Genomic DNA, 14,193 nt, shown 5'->3' with positions numbered 1-14,193 from the left:
CAGCCGGGTGCCTCCTGACGGAAAATGAACCTGGTCGACCGCGATCAGGTGGACCGCGGCCGACAGTGTGCGGCTGATCGGCGGCTGATCGCCCACTCGGGCCGGTACGACGCGTGCGTAGCGGCGGAACCGGGCCGCCGCCGCGCCGGCCAGGTCCGAGGAGGCACCATGACCGAGAGCTACGACCCCCGCCGTACGGCGATTCTGCTCGTCGACCCCTACAACGACTTCCTCTCCGAGGGGGGAAAGATCTGGCCCAGGATCGAGCCCATGGCGACGAAAGTCGGGCTGCTGGACCATCTGCGCTCCGTCATCACCGCCGCCCGCACGGCCGGTATCCAGGTGGTCTTCGTCCCGCACCGCCGCTGGGTACCGGGCGACTACGAGACCTGGGACCACCCGAACCCCACCCAGCGCAGAATCATGGACCAGCACAACTTCGCCCGCGGCACCTGGGGCGGGCAGTTCCATCCGGACTTCCAGCCGCAGCCGGGCGACGTCGTCGCGCAGGAGCACTGGGCGCAGAGCGGGTTCGCCAACACCGATCTGGACATGCAGCTCAAACAACACGGCATCACACACGTCGTACTGATCGGCCTGCTGGCGAACACCTGCATCGAGTCCACCGGCCGTTTCGCCATGGAACTCGGCTACCACGTGACCCTGGTCAGCGACGCCACCGCCGCCTTCCTCCCGGAGATGCTGCACGCCGCCCACGAGCTGAACGGCCCCACCTTCGCCCACGCCATCCTCACCACGGACCAGCTCGTCGAGTCCGTCTCCGCGTAGAACCACCGCACACGACCACGCGCCCGCGCAGGCTCCGCGCCCCCCTGCGCGGTCCACAGCACCGGCGACCCACGTCACGGCCCCGACGATCGTTCGGGGCCGTTCCGGGTTCCGGACCCCGCACGCCGTAGGTATTCAGTGTTGCCAAGTACCGGTTCGCAGCCACCCCTCCCTCCATGGCATCCGCCACAGCCTCGGAGACGGCCGGAGCGGCTCCTCTCCCGTCTACCGTCCGTTTCAGCCGGCCGGAGACTTCTTGACCGACAACGGCAGCAACTTCTTCCCCGTGGGGCCGATTTGAATGTGCGAGTCGAGCTGCGGGCAAACCCCGCAGTCAAAGCAAGGCGTCCACCGGCAGTCGTCGACCTCTGTTTCGTCGAGGGCGTCCTGCCAGTCCTCCCAGAGCCAGTCCTTGTCCAGGCCCGAGTCCAGGTGGTCCCAGGGGAGGACCTCCTCGTACGTGCGCTCACGCGTCGTGTACCAGTCGACGTCGACGCCGAAGGGGGCGAGGGCCTTGTCGGCGCAGGCCATCCAGCGGTCGTAGGAGAAGTGTTCGCGCCAGCCGTCGAAGCGGCCGCCGTCCTCGTAGACCGCGCGGATCACCGCGCCGATGCGGCGGTCGCCGCGGGAGAGCAGGCCCTCGACGATGCCGGGCTTGCCGTCGTGGTAGCGGAAGCCGATGGAACGGCCGTACTTCTTGTCGCCGCGGATCTTGTCCCGCAGTTTCTCCAGGCGGGCGTCGGTCTCCTCGGCGGAGAGCTGGGGCGCCCACTGGAAGGGGGTGTGCGGCTTGGGGACGAAACCGCCGATGGAGACCGTGCAGCGGATGTCGTTGGAGCCGGAGACCTCGCGGCCCTTCTGGATGACGCGGGTCGCCATGTCGGCGATCTGGAGGACGTCGTCGTCGGTCTCGGTCGGCAGGCCGCACATGAAGTACAGCTTGACCTGGCGCCAGCCGTTGCCGTACGCGGTGGCGACCGTGCGGATGAGGTCGTCCTCCGAGACCATCTTGTTGATGACCTTGCGGATGCGTTCCGAGCCGCCCTCCGGGGCGAAGGTCAATCCCGAGCGGCGGCCGTTGCGGGTCAGTTCGTTGGCCAGGTCGATGTTGAAGGCATCCACGCGGGTGGAGGGGAGGGACAGGCCGATCTTGTCCTCCTCGTAGCGGTCGGCGAGGCCCTTCGCGATGTCGCCGATCTCCGTGTGGTCGGCCGACGACAGCGACAGCAGGCCGACCTCCTCGAAGCCCGTCGCCTTCAGGCCCTTGTCGACCATGTCGCCGATGCCGGTGATGGAGCGCTCGCGGACCGGGCGGGTGATCATGCCGGCCTGGCAGAAGCGGCAGCCGCGGGTGCAGCCGCGGAAGATCTCGACCGACATGCGCTCGTGGACCGTCTCGGCGAGCGGCACCAGGGGCTGCTTGGGGTAGGGCCACTCGTCGAGGTCCATGACCGTGTGCTTGGCCACGCGCCAGGGGACGCCCGACTTGTTGGGGACCACGCGGGCGATACGGCCGTCGGCGAGGTATTCGACGTCGTAGAACGCCGGGATGTACACCCCGCCCGTCTTCGCGAGGCGGAAGAGGACCTCCTCGCGACCGCCGGGGCGGCCCTGAGCCTTCCACTCGCGGATGATCCGGGTCATGTCGAGCACGGCCTGCTCGCCGTCGCCGATGACGGCGGCGTCGATGAAGTCGGCGATCGGCTCCGGGTTGAAGGCCGCATGGCCGCCGGCCAGGACGATCGGGTCGTCGACGGTGCGGTCACGGGACCGGAGCGGGATGCCGGCCAGGTCCAGGGCCGTCAGCATGTTCGTGTAGCCCAGCTCGGTGGAGAAGGACAGGCCGAACACGTCGAAGGCGCGGACGGGCCGGTGGCTGTCCACGGTGAACTGCGGCACGCCGTGCTCGCGCATCAGCGCCTCCAGGTCCGGCCACACGCTGTAGGTGCGCTCGGCGAGGACGCCCTGCTGTTCGTTGAGGACCTCGTAGAGGATCATGACGCCCTGGTTGGGCAGGCCGACCTCGTACGCGTCCGGGTACATGAGCGCCCAGCGGACGTCGCAGGACTCCCACGGTTTGACCGTGGAATTGAGTTCTCCGCCGACGTACTGGATCGGCTTCTGCACATGCGGGAGCAGAGCTTCGAGCTGCGGGAACACAGACTCGGCGACGTGAGAGGCGGCTTCAGCAGGCATCTCGCGGGACCTTTGTGAGCTGGCTGGGGGCACCCCCGGCCGGAGGCAGGGGGAGGGTGACCATCCAGCCTAACCCGCTCGGGGGCCTGTCCCGTACGCTCAGCCGAGTGCCGGGGTCCCGACCTCCTGCCAGACCCCGGGCAGCTCGGCCTCGGCCGCCGCGGCCCGCTGCTCCTCGCGCCCGTACAGCACGCCGTAGGTGAAGGCGTTCTCCCCCGCGGCGTGTGCCTCGGCGGACAGCTCGCGCAGGGCCTCGCGGGCCATGACGCTGTCCTGGTGGTCGCCGAGCAGGGTCTGCAGGGACTTCATGGCCTTGGTGAGGCCGGCGGCCGGGTCGCCGAGAGCCGGGGTGGCCGCCTCCGCCGCGTACCGGGTGCGCTTGGACTTCTTGCGGGCCTCGTGCAGCGCCACGTCGCGGTCGTGGCCGGGCGGCAGGCCGATCGCCTGCTCGACCAGCGCCGAGACCTTGGCGAAGTCCTTCCCTACGGCCTTGGCGATCACCTTCTTCGGTTTCCCCGCCGCGGCCGGGAGCAGCGGCGGGTCGGTGACGAGGGCGTCGAGGGTGTCGAGCAGGGTCAGATAGCGCTCGGAGTCGAGGACGCCGGCGAGCCGGCGGCGCGAGCCGCCGCGGCGGGCCTTCGCCCAGCTGCGCAGCCGGGTGCGGACGGGGCCGGAGACCAGGGTGCGGGGCAGTTCGCCGAGGGCGGCGGTGATGCGTTCGGTGAGGACCTCACGGTCGCGGTCGACGCCCAGTTCGGCGGCGAGCCACTTCAGCTCGTCGCCGACGGGGTCGGTGACGGTGCGGTCGAGGACCTTGCCGTAGGAGCGGAAGGCGCTGCGCATGCGGCGGGTGGCGACGCGCATGCGGTGGACGGAGTCGTACTCGTCGCGCCGTACGGCCGGGTCCAGCTCGACGATCGCGTCGCGCTGGGCGCGGACGTAGGCGAGGACGTGGTCACCGGCGGTGACGGGCTCGGCGGGTGCGGTCGGCGGCTCGCGGTGACGGTCCGTGTCCGGCGGGGCGGTGGCGGCGAGGGCGCGGGCCAGTTTGGAGGGCGCGTCGGAGGGGCGGACACCCGCTTTGCGCAGGCGCTTGTCGACCTTGTCGAGGAAGCGGGGGTCCACTCCTTCGGCGAGTTCCGCCTCGATCTCGGTCCACTGGGCGGTGCCGCCGTCGCCGGTGAGCCGTTCGGCCGTCACGGTGTCCACGCTGACCTCGGCGAGCAGCTTGCCGTCGGCGTCGACGAGGTGGCGCAGGTCGCGGGCGGAGCGCAGCCGGACCACGGGGACCAGGTCGGCGTCGCGGATCCGGGAGCGGGTCAGTGCGACGAGGGCGCGCGGCACGTGGTCGGAGAGCGGGGCGTGGATCTCGTCGCGGACGTCGGGGCCGACCGGGAGTTTGAGGTGCCAGCCGGCGTCGGTGCCGCCGGTGCGGCGGCGCAGGGTGACGGCGTGGGCGGCCAGGCGCTCGTCGGCGGTGTCGTAGTAGGTGGCGTCCAGCTGTACGACGCCCACGTCCAGGACGTCCGCCACCCCGGCGACGCTGGTCAGGTCGGGCAGGCCGCTCTCGTCGGATTCGTACTTGCGCTCGATCTCGCGCTTCGTATCCGCCATGCATTGAATCTAGTAGCAGCCGGGACATGATGGCAGGGCCGACGTGAGGTGAATGGCGGGAAAACTCCCGCCATCACTCGTGCGAACGTCCTGGAGTGGACGGCCGTGGTCAGGCGGACATCGGGCGCTGCACCCGGATCGACTGCAACAGCCCCACCGCCACCCACACCGCGAACATCGACGTACCGCCGTACGACACGAACGGCAGGGGCAGACCGGTGACCGGCATGATGCCGAGGGTCATCCCGACGTTCTCGAACGCCTGGAAGGCGAACCAGGCGACGATCCCGGCGGCGACGATCGTGCCGTACAGCTCGGTCGTCTCGCGGGCGATCCGGCAGGCACGCCACAGCACCACGCCGAGCAACAGGATTATCAGGCCCGCGCCGACGAAGCCCAGCTCCTCGCCGGCGACCGTGAAGACGAAGTCCGTCTGCTGCTCCGGCACGAACTGGCCGGTGGTCTGCGAGCCGTGGAACAGCCCGGAGCCGGTGAGTCCGCCCGAGCCGATGGCGATGCGGGCCTGGTTGGTGTTGTAGCCGACGCCGGCCGGGTCGAGGCTCGGGTTGGCGAAGGCGGCGAACCGGTTGATCTGGTACTCGTCCAGGATGTGCAGCTGCCACACGGCGACCGCGCCGAGGGCGCCCGCGCCGAGCAGGCCGAACACCCAGCGGTTGGAGGCGCCGGAGGCGAGCAGCACCCCCAGCACGATGATCACCATCACCATGACCGAACCGAGGTCGGGCATGAGCAGCACGATCAGGATCGGTACGGCGGCCAGCCCCAGGGACTGCAGGACCGTCCGGTGGTCCGGGTACGTCCGGTCGCCCGCGTCGACCCGGGTGGCGAGCAGCATCGCCATGCCCAGGATGATCGTGATCTTCACGAACTCGGACGGCTGGAGCGAGAAGCCACCGCCGAGCACGATCCACGAGTGGGCGCCGTTGACGGTGGAGCCGAGCGGGGTGAGCACCAGCAGGACGCCGAGGAGCGAGAGGCCGTAGAGGATCGGCACGGCGTTGCGCAGGGTGCGGTGGCCGATCCAGACCGTGGCCATCATCAGGGCGAGCCCGATGCCGGTGTTCATGAGGTGGCGGAGGAGGAAGTAGTACTGGTCGCCCTGGTTGATCTCGGTGCGGTTGCGGGTCGCCGAGTAGACCAGCACCGAGCCCAGCAGGGACAGGGCGAGGGCGGCGAGCAGTATCGGCCAGTCGAGGCGGCGGGCCAGCGAGTCACGGGCGAAGACACGGGTCCAGCCGGCCCGTTCGGGACCGTACCCGGAGACGGAGAATCCCCTCGCGCCGGTCATGTGAGCATCCTCCGGCTTCCCCGGCCGCACGGCTTCCGGCCGCTTCGGCGGCGTGGCCTTCTGCGGGTGTTGCTGTTGCCCGTGCCGGGCGAGGTGGTCGCCGGGGGCAGGGTGCCGCCGGCGCCCGACACCGACGGCGACGGGGTGACCTGGAATTCCTTGGCCGGGTCGGAGGAGATCTTCGGGGCCTTGATGGTGCCGTCCGTGCGGACCTTCGGCAGGCCCTTCTCCGGGGTGGGCAGCAGCGCCTTCTTGTTGTTGATCGAGCCGTCCGGCTGGACGCCGTACAGCGCGTTGTAGATGCCGCGCACGGCCTCACCGGAGGCGCCGGAACCCGTACCGGCCTGGGAGATGGTCATGATGACCGTGTAGTCCTTGGAGTACGTGGCGAGCCAGGACGTGGTCTGCTTGCCGTAGACCTCGGCGGTACCGGTCTTGGCGTGCAGCGGGATCTTGTTCTGCGGCCAGCCGCCGAACTTCCAGGCGGCGGTACCGCGGGTGACCACGCCCGCGAGGGCGTCGTCCATGCCCTTGAGGGTCGCCTGGTCGACCGGCAGCTTGCCGTTCGCCTTGGGCTTGATCTCCTGGACGGTCTTGCCGTCGGGGCTGATGACGGCCTTGCCGATGGTCGGCTGGTACATGGTGCCGCCGTTGGCGAGGGCACCGTAGATCGCGGCCTCCTGGATCGGGGTGACGAGGGTGTCGCCCTGGCCGATCGAGTAGTTGATCTCGTCACCCTCGCGCATCCTGTTGCCTTCGAGGCAGTTCTCGTACGCGATCTTCTCGACGTAGCTGCCGTCCTTCTTGCCGGACTTGCACCAGGCGTCCTTGTTGGCGTCCCAGTAGTTCTGCTTCCACTGGCGGTCGGGGACGCGGCCGGTGACCTCGTTGGGGAGGTCGACGCCGGTCTCCTTGCCGAGGCCGAACTGGTGGGCGGCCTTGAAGAAGTAGTCCTTCGGCTGGCCCTTCTTGGGGTTGATGCCGCCGTCCTTCTTCCACTCGTTGTCGGCGAGGCCGTAGAAGACGGTGTCGCAGGAGACCTCAAGGGCCCGGCCGAGCGAGATGGGACCGAAGTTCTCGCCCTCGAAGTTCTTGAAGACCTGGTTGCCGACGGTGTACGAGCTGGTGCAGGGGTAGCCGCCGTCCCACTTGTAGCCGGCCTCGACCGCGGCGGCCGTGGAGACCACCTTGAACGTCGAACCCGGCGCGGACTGACCCTGTATGGCCCGGTTCAGCAGCGGGTAGTCGGAGTTCTTCCCGGTGAGCGCCTCGTAGTCCTTGGCGGAGATACCGCCGACCCACACGTTCGGGTCGTACGTCGGCGCGGACGCCATGGCGACGACCCGGCCGGTGTTGGCCTCCATCACGACGACGGCGCCGGAGTCCGCCTTGTAGTTCTCGCCGGTGATCTTGTCGAACTGCTTGCGGGCGGTCTTCATCGCCTTGTCCAGCTCGTACTCGGCGACCCGCTGCACCCGGGAGTCGATGCTGGTCACCAGGTTCGAACCGGGCTCGGCCGGGTCGGACTTGCCCTGGCCGATGACCCGGCCGAGGTTGTCGACCTCGTAGCGGGTGACGCCGGCCTTGCCGCGCAGTTCCTTGTCGTACTCGCGTTCCAGACCGCTGCGGCCCACCATGTCGGAGCGCAGATACGGCGAGTCGGTGTCCTGCGCCTGCTGGATCTCGTCGTCCGTGACCGGGGAGAGGTAGCCGAGCACCTGGGCGGTGTTGGCCTTGCCGGGGCCCGGGTAGCGGCGCACGGCCTCCGGCTCGGCGGTGATGCCGGGGAAGTCCTCGGACCGCTCACGGATCTGGAGTGCCTGTTTGGCGGTGGCCTCGTCGGTGATCGGGATCGGCTGGTACGGCGAGCCGTTCCAGCACGGCTGCGGGGTCTCGGCGTCGCACAGCCGGACCTTGGCCGTGACGTCCTCGGGCTTCATGCCGAGCACGCCGGCCAGCTTGGTGAGGACCGCCTTGCCGTCGTCCTTCTGCTTGAGCAGGTCGGTGCGGGAGGCGGAGACGACCAGCCGGGTCTCGTTGTCGGCGATCGGCACTCCGCGCGCGTCCAGGATCGCGCCGCGCACGGCGGGTTCGACGACCTGCTGGACGTGGTTGCCGGAGGCTTCCTTGGCGTAGGCGGCGCCCTCGCGGATCTGGAGGTACCACAGCCGGCCGCCGAGCGTGCCGAGCAGGGAGAGGACGAGGATCTGGATGACGACGAGCCGGATCTGGACCCTCGGGGTACGTCCGGTCTCCGGAATATTAGTCATGGGCGAAGCCCATTCCGCTGAGGGTGGTGGGCGACGGGCGGGTATTGGTCATGGGCGAAGCCCATTCTTCTCAGGTCGGTGGTGCGGGGCGGGCGGGTGTGGGGCACTGCGGTTGCCGCTCCCTGCGCGTGTGTCTGTGTCATATCCGACGAAGCTGTGTGTGGCCGTCCTGAACTCCCGCGTGGTCACAGCCGCTTGACCCCCTTGATGCGGGTGACACGGGTGGTGCGGGTACGGGCCTTGGCCTTCAGGCGGGTGACACCGCCCCGCCGGCCGCCGATACGCAGCCCCGTCCCGGAGGAGAGCCAGCCGGAGGAGATGTCCGTGCCCTTGACCGCGGAGCTGGGCTCGGCGAGCGGATCGTTCTCCGCGCGGCGGGCCAGGGCCATGATTCCGGGCACGACGAACGGCGCCAGCAGCAGGTCGTAGAGGGCGGCGGTGAACAGCAGGCCGCCGAGGCCGACATGGCGGGCCGCGGTGTCGCCGACGAGGGCGCCGACGCCCGCGTACAGCAGGGTCGAGCCGACCGCTGCGACGATCACCACGAGCATGGGGCCGGTGACCGACTTGAGCCGGCCGTTGCCGGGCCTGGCGAGTCCGACGAGGTAGCCGACGACGCACAGCACCAGGGCGTAGCGGCCGGCGGCGTGGTCGGCGGGCGGGGCGAGGTCGGCGAGCAGCCCGGCGCCGAAGCCCATGAGGGCGCCCCCGACATGGCCGTACACCAGGGCCAGGGCGACGACGGTGAGCAGCAGCAGGTCGGGGACGGCGCCCGGCAGGTGGAGCCGGGCGAGGACGCTCACCTGGAGCACCAGGGCGACGACGATCAGGGCGGTGGAGAGCAGGATCCGGTTGACGCGCATGGGGGATTCAGCTCCTACTGCTGCTGATCGGTCGTGTCGGTCTGTGTCTGGTCGGTCGAGTCCGGCCGCGGCGGTCGGCTCGCGTCGGACTGGCCGGTCGCGTCGGACTGGCCGCTGGTGTCGGACTGGCCCGTCGCGTCGGACTGCTGCTGGCCGAAGCTGTCGGCGGCGTTCGCGGACGGGGTGACCGTCACGGTGACCGTCGGGGTCGGGGTCGGCTTGGGCTTGGCCGGGAGCACCTCGTCGCGCGGGTCCTTCTTCGGGGCCTGGACGACGACACCGATGATGTCGAGCTTGGAGAAGCTGACGTAGGGCGTGACGTACAGGGTGCGGGTCAGGCCGCCGCCGGAGGGGTCGACGCGGGAGACGACGCCGACGGGCACGCCCGGCACGAACGGCCGGTCGGCCTCCGAACCGAAGGTGACGAGCCGGTCCCCCTTCTTCACCTCGGCCTTGCCGTTGAGGAGTTCGACGCGCAGCGGCCGGTCGCCCTGCCCGGAGGCGAAGCCGAGTTCGTCGCTGCCCTCCATCCGGGTGCCGACGGTGAAGTCGGGGTCGCTGGCGAGCAGCACGGTGGAGGTGTCGGGTCCGACGGTGGTGACGCGCCCGACGAGTCCGTCGCCGTTGAGCACGGTCATGTCGCGCTTGATGCCGTCGCCTGCACCGATGTCGATGGTGATGGTCCAGGAGAAGCCCTGGGCCGCTCCTATCCCGATGACCTCGGCGCCCTTGATGCCGTACTGCCCCTCGCCCGCGATCTTCAGCATCTTGTCGAGTTGGGCGAGCCTGCTGCGGTTGCGGTCGTCGCTGCCGAGCTTCGCCTTGAGAGCCGCGTTCTCCTTCTCCAGCCGGGCGAGCCGGTCGTGCCGCTCACCGGAGTCCCGGACGGCGGAGACGGCGTTGCCGACGGGATCGACCGCGGAGGACACCCCGTCCTCGATCGGTCCGAAGACCGCGGCGGCGGCCTGCCGGGCGCCGTCGACCGGGGAGTCCTGGCCGCCGCGGATGTCCACCGTGATCAGCGCGAACGCGACGGCGATCAGCAGCACCAGGAGCAGCCGGCTCTCTTTCGTGTCCCTCACGTGCGGCGGCCGTGCCCTTCTTCGTAGGAATTCGGGTGGCCCCCTCGGAGCGCGAACCCTGAGCGCAGTCCCTGGGGGCCCGATTGCGGGAGGTCATACCTCTATGTCAACGATCCGCCGTACGAGAGGGGATCGTCTCGTACGGCGGAATCGAAGAGTTGTGTCATCTGCGCGGCTGTGCGTCCAGCACCTGCTGGAGCGCCTCGAACTCCTCCACGCACTTGCCGGAGCCCAGCGCCACGCTGTCCAGGGGGTCCTCGGCGATGTGGATCGGCATGCCGGTCTCCCGGCGCAGCCGCTCGTCGAGACCGCGCAGGAGGGCGCCGCCGCCGGTCAGGACGATTCCGCGGTCCATGATGTCGCCGGACAGCTCCGGCGGGCACTTGTCGAGGGTCGTCTTGACGGCGTCGACGATCGCGTTGACGGGTTCCTCGATCGCCTTGCGCACTTCGGCGGCGGAGATGACGACCGTCTTGGGCAGTCCGGAGACGAGGTCCCGGCCACGGATTTCGGTGTGCTCGTCAGCGTCGAGGTCGTACGCCGAACCGATCGTGATCTTGATCTGTTCGGCCGTCCGCTCACCGAGGAGGAGCGAGTACTCCTTCTTGATGTGCTGGATGATCGCGTTGTCCAGTTCGTCGCCCGCGACGCGGATGGACTGGGCGGTGACGATGCCGCCGAGCGAGATGACCGCGACCTCCGTGGTGCCGCCGCCGATGTCCACCACCATGTTGCCCGTGGCCTCGTGGACCGGCAGGCCGGAACCGATGGCGGCGGCCATGGGCTCCTCGATGATGTGCACTTGGCGGGCGCCGGCCTGGGACGACGCCTCGATGACGGCGCGGCGTTCGACGCCGGTGATGCCCGAGGGCACGCAGACGACGACCCGCGGCCGGGCGAGATACCGCCGCTTGTGGATCTTCAGGATGAAGTAGCGGAGCATCCGCTCGGTGATCTCGAAGTCGGCGATGACGCCGTCCTTCAGCGGGCGCACGGCGACGATGTTGCCCGGCGTCCGCCCGATCATCTTCTTCGCTTCGGCACCGACCGCGAGGATGCCACCGGTGTTGGTGTTGATCGCGACCACGGACGGCTCGTTGAGTACGATCCCGCGACCCCTGACGTACACCAGCGTGTTGGCGGTCCCGAGGTCGACAGCCATGTCACGGCCGATGAACGACATTGAGTTCCCCATCAGGATTCGACTGGCCTTCCCGGGAGCTTTTGAGGGCATTTCAGGTCGGCGAAGCGGGTTGCTGTGACGTGAAGGCTTCCATGGTAGACGCGCCTGCACGAACACTGCGCGAGGGTCTTCGCCATTGTCAGCATGTGCGTAGCCGCCTCGCGTGTGGAGACGGCCCAACGGGGGCACTCGTTCCCCCGATCGACACGCCTATGCCGGGCGGCAGGCCGAAAATGTACGTCCGCCACAGCTCAGCCCGGCAGTCGTGCTGACGGTTCCTCAGAAAAAGCCACGAAACATCCTCGCCGGACACCCGGGCCCCACCCGGCCGGGGAGCGGCGGGTGGTGCCGTCTCCGGTACGCCACCCGGTGGTGCACCGTCCGGCGGCACGCCGCGCCGGACGGTGGGCCGGATGGCGGTACGCCGCCCCGGGGCCGGCCGGGCCCGGGGCGGGCGGCCGGGGCGCACGGACCCGCGGGAGCCGGAACGGGGTCAGGCGCGGTCCGAGAAGAAGATCTTGATCTCGCGCTCGGCGGACTCCTCCGAGTCGGACGCGTGGATCAGGTTCTCGCGGACGATGACGCCGTAGTCACCGCGGATGGAGCCGGGAGCCGCCGCGATCGGGTCGGTGGGGCCGGCCAGGGCGCGCAGCCCCTCGATCACCCGCTCGCCCTCGACGATCAGCGCCACGACCGGGCCGGAGGCCATGAACTCGACCAGCGGCTCGTAGAAGGGCTTGCCCTTGTGCTCGCCGTAGTGCTGCTCCAGCGTCTCGTGATCCAGCGTGCGCAGTTCCAGCGCGGTGATCCGCCAGCCCGCCTTGCGCTCGATACGGCTGATGATCTCGCCGGTCAGGCCACGGCGGACGGCGTCGGGCTTGAGAAGGACGAGAGTGCGCTGGGTCACGGGAGGGCTCCTTGGTACGGACGGGTGCGGTGGGATGGGTGGGATGGGTGGGATGAGGTTACAGGGCGTGTCTGAGCGCCGCTCACACAGCGTCAGCTCCGGAGGCGCCCGAGGCCCCGGCCTGCGCGGCGAACCTCGCCTTCGCCTCGTCGATCTTCCGCCCGAAGTGCACGGACGCCCACCACAGCGCCCCGAACATCACGCCCAGGACGAACATCGTCGGGACGACGAAACCGGAGGCGACCAGCGCGATCTGCAACGCCCAGCCGAACACCACGCCGCCCGGCCGGGTCACCACGCCGCACAGCAGCAGGCACAGGACCATCGCGATCCCGCTGACCGTCCACACCGTCGACGTGGACAGGTCCGGGTCCTTCATCGCGACGAGTCCGGCGAAGCCGATGACGAAGAACTCGCCGATCAGGGTGGAGGAGCAGAGCGTACGCATCGGGTTCTCAGCCCTTTCCGAGCAGCAGTCGGGCCTCGCCGACGGTGATGACCGAGCCCGTGACCAGTACGCCGCCGCCCGCGAACTCGCCCTCCTCCTCGGCCAGGGTGATCGCGGCCTCCAGCGCGTCCGGCAGCCGCGGCTCCACCTGGACCCGCTCCTCCCCGAACACCTCCACGGCGAGCGCGGCCAGCTCGTCCGCGTCCATCGCGCGGTGGCTGGAGTTCTGGGTGACGACGACCTCGGCGAAGATCGGCTCGAAGGCTTCCAGCAGCCCGCGGACGTCCTTGTCACCGCTCACGCCCACCACGCCGATCAGCCGGCTGAAGTCGAACGCCTCCGCCACCGCCTCGGCCGCGGCCCGCGCGCCCGCCGGGTTGTGCGCCGCGTCCAGGACGACGGTCGGGGAGCGCCGTACGACTTCCAGCCGGCCCGGCGAGGAGACGGCCGCGAACGCCTTGCGGACCGTGTCGAGGTCCAGTGTCCGGGCCCGCTCCGCGCCGACGCCGAAGAACGCCTCCACCGCCGCCAGCGCGACGGCCGCGTTGTGCGCCTGGTGGGCGCCGTGCAGCGGGAGGTAGATCTCCGGGTACTCACCCCCGAGACCGCGCAGCGTCAGCAGCTGGCCGCCGAGCGCGACCTGCCGGGCCACCACGCCGAACTCCAGGCCCTCCCGGGCCACCGTGGCGTCGGCCTCCACGGCCTTCTTCAGCAGCACCTGCGCGGCGTCCACCGGCTGCTGCGCCATGATCACGGTCGCGCCGCGCTTGATGATCCCGGCCTTCTCGGTGGCGATCTCCGTGTGCGTGCCGCCGAGCCGGTCGGTGTGGTCCAGGTCGATGGGCGTGACCACGGCGACGTCCCCGTCGATCACGTTCGTCGCGTCCCAGCTGCCGCCCATGCCGACCTCGACGACGGCCACGTCGACCGGCGCGTCCGCGAAGGCGGCGTACGCCATGCCGGTCAGCACCTCGAAGAAGGAGAGCCGGTACTCCTGCTGGGCGTCGACCATCTCGATGTACGGCTCGATGTCGCGGTAGGTCTCGACGAAACGCTCGGCGGAGATCGGGGCGCCGTCCAGGCTGATCCGCTCGGTGATCGACTGGACGTGCGGCGAGGTGTAGCGGCCGGTGCGCAGCTCGAAGGCGCCGAACAGCGCCTCGATCATGCGGGCCGTGGACGTCTTGCCGTTCGTCCCCGTGATGTGGATCGACGGGTAGGCCCGCTGGGGCTCCCCGAGGACGTCCACGAGCGCGGCGATCCGGGTGACGGAGGGCTCCAGCTTGGTCTCGCCCCAGCGGCCGGCCAGCTCCGCCTCTACCTCGCGCAGGGCCTTGTCGGCCTCGGGGTCCGCGGGCCGGGCGGGCACGTCGGCCTGTGCCCGGCCGCCCTGGGTGCGCAGGGTGCGGCTGCCGGCCTCGATCGCCGCGAGGTCGGGGTCGCGGTCGGTCTCGGCGGCGACGATGTCGTCGAACGGATCGCTTTCACTCACAGCGCCAGTCTAGAGCGGTGCCCGTCGGGCCCGGAGACGG

The 14,193-nt window shown here is 70.0% G+C and carries 11 protein-coding genes; 1 reads left to right on the top strand and 10 read right to left on the bottom strand.

Going from position 1 to position 14,193, the window contains the following annotated elements; genetic code table 11:
• Positions 1-168 precede the first annotated feature (168 nt).
• The gene (locus tag ACFY2B_RS09440; protein WP_390762556.1) at positions 169-789 is read left to right on the top strand and encodes a cysteine hydrolase; all 621 of its coding nucleotides are present in this window, start codon (positions 169-171) and stop codon (positions 787-789) included.
• Positions 790-1,026: 237 nt separating this feature from the next.
• Here the strand turns inward: ACFY2B_RS09440 and ACFY2B_RS09435 are convergent, their stop codons facing one another.
• From ACFY2B_RS09435 to ACFY2B_RS09390, 10 genes are all read right to left on the bottom strand, one after another.
• The gene (locus tag ACFY2B_RS09435; protein WP_390762555.1) at positions 1,027-2,985 is read right to left on the bottom strand and encodes a TIGR03960 family B12-binding radical SAM protein; all 1,959 of its coding nucleotides are present in this window, start codon (positions 2,983-2,985) and stop codon (positions 1,027-1,029) included.
• Between the two features lie 99 nt (positions 2,986-3,084).
• On the bottom strand, positions 3,085-4,599 hold the full coding sequence (locus tag ACFY2B_RS09430) for a CHAD domain-containing protein (protein WP_390762554.1): 1,515 nt from the start codon (positions 4,597-4,599) through the stop codon (positions 3,085-3,087).
• 109 nt (positions 4,600-4,708) lie between these two features.
• Positions 4,709-5,908: a rod shape-determining protein RodA gene (gene rodA / locus ACFY2B_RS09425; protein WP_390762553.1), complete on the bottom strand. Its 1,200-nt coding sequence runs from the start codon at positions 5,906-5,908 to the stop codon at positions 4,709-4,711.
• Positions 5,905-8,178, bottom strand: coding sequence for a penicillin-binding protein 2 (gene mrdA, locus ACFY2B_RS09420; protein WP_390762552.1), 2,274 nt, complete (start codon positions 8,176-8,178; stop codon positions 5,905-5,907). The genes rodA and mrdA overlap by 4 nt, the downstream gene beginning before the upstream one ends.
• A 185-nt stretch (positions 8,179-8,363) precedes the next feature.
• Positions 8,364-9,041, bottom strand: a complete 678-nt coding sequence (mreD, locus tag ACFY2B_RS09415; RefSeq protein WP_390762551.1) for a rod shape-determining protein MreD — start codon at positions 9,039-9,041, stop codon at positions 8,364-8,366.
• A 14-nt stretch (positions 9,042-9,055) separates the two neighbouring features.
• The gene (mreC, locus tag ACFY2B_RS09410; RefSeq protein WP_390762550.1) at positions 9,056-10,123 is read right to left on the bottom strand and encodes a rod shape-determining protein MreC; all 1,068 of its coding nucleotides are present in this window, start codon (positions 10,121-10,123) and stop codon (positions 9,056-9,058) included.
• Positions 10,124-10,286: 163 nt separating this feature from the next.
• Positions 10,287-11,306, bottom strand: a complete 1,020-nt coding sequence (locus tag ACFY2B_RS09405; RefSeq protein ID WP_004931372.1) for a rod shape-determining protein — start codon at positions 11,304-11,306, stop codon at positions 10,287-10,289.
• Between the two features lie 493 nt (positions 11,307-11,799).
• Positions 11,800-12,213 carry a nucleoside-diphosphate kinase gene (gene ndk / locus ACFY2B_RS09400; RefSeq protein ID WP_376525895.1) on the bottom strand — a complete coding sequence of 138 codons (414 nt, stop codon included), beginning with the start codon at positions 12,211-12,213 and terminating at the stop codon, positions 11,800-11,802.
• An 82-nt stretch (positions 12,214-12,295) separates the two neighbouring features.
• Positions 12,296-12,661 (bottom strand): DUF4233 domain-containing protein, encoded by a 366-nt coding sequence (locus ACFY2B_RS09395; RefSeq protein WP_390762549.1) that lies wholly within the window; start codon positions 12,659-12,661, stop codon positions 12,296-12,298.
• A gap of 7 nt (positions 12,662-12,668) precedes the next feature.
• Positions 12,669-14,153, bottom strand: coding sequence for a bifunctional folylpolyglutamate synthase/dihydrofolate synthase (locus tag ACFY2B_RS09390; RefSeq protein ID WP_390762548.1), 1,485 nt, complete (start codon positions 14,151-14,153; stop codon positions 12,669-12,671).
• Positions 14,154-14,193: the final 40 nt, after the last annotated feature.

Source organism: Streptomyces sp. NPDC001270 (assembly GCF_042896695.1).
In the GTDB taxonomy this organism is placed as follows: domain Bacteria; phylum Actinomycetota; class Actinomycetes; order Streptomycetales; family Streptomycetaceae; genus Streptomyces.
This window is presented reverse-complemented; position numbering and strand designations above follow the sequence as displayed.

Bases quoted from the DNA above. Each gene is read 5' to 3' on its own strand.
- ACFY2B_RS09435 (WP_390762555.1), bottom strand. From the start codon at position 2,985: ATGCCTGCTGAAGCCGCCTCTCACGTCGCCGAGTCTGTGTTCCCGCAG.
- ACFY2B_RS09405 (WP_004931372.1), bottom strand. From the start codon at position 11,306: ATGTCGTTCATCGGCCGTGACATGGCTGTCGACCTCGGGACCGCCAAC.
- ACFY2B_RS09395 (WP_390762549.1), bottom strand. From the start codon at position 12,661: ATGCGTACGCTCTGCTCCTCCACCCTGATCGGCGAGTTCTTCGTCATC.
- ACFY2B_RS09440 (WP_390762556.1), top strand. From the start codon at position 169: ATGACCGAGAGCTACGACCCCCGCCGTACGGCGATTCTGCTCGTCGAC.
- mreD (WP_390762551.1), bottom strand. From the start codon at position 9,041: ATGCGCGTCAACCGGATCCTGCTCTCCACCGCCCTGATCGTCGTCGCC.
- mrdA (WP_390762552.1), bottom strand. From the start codon at position 8,178: ATGACTAATATTCCGGAGACCGGACGTACCCCGAGGGTCCAGATCCGG.
- ACFY2B_RS09430 (WP_390762554.1), bottom strand. From the start codon at position 4,599: ATGGCGGATACGAAGCGCGAGATCGAGCGCAAGTACGAATCCGACGAG.
- rodA (WP_390762553.1), bottom strand. From the start codon at position 5,908: ATGACCGGCGCGAGGGGATTCTCCGTCTCCGGGTACGGTCCCGAACGG.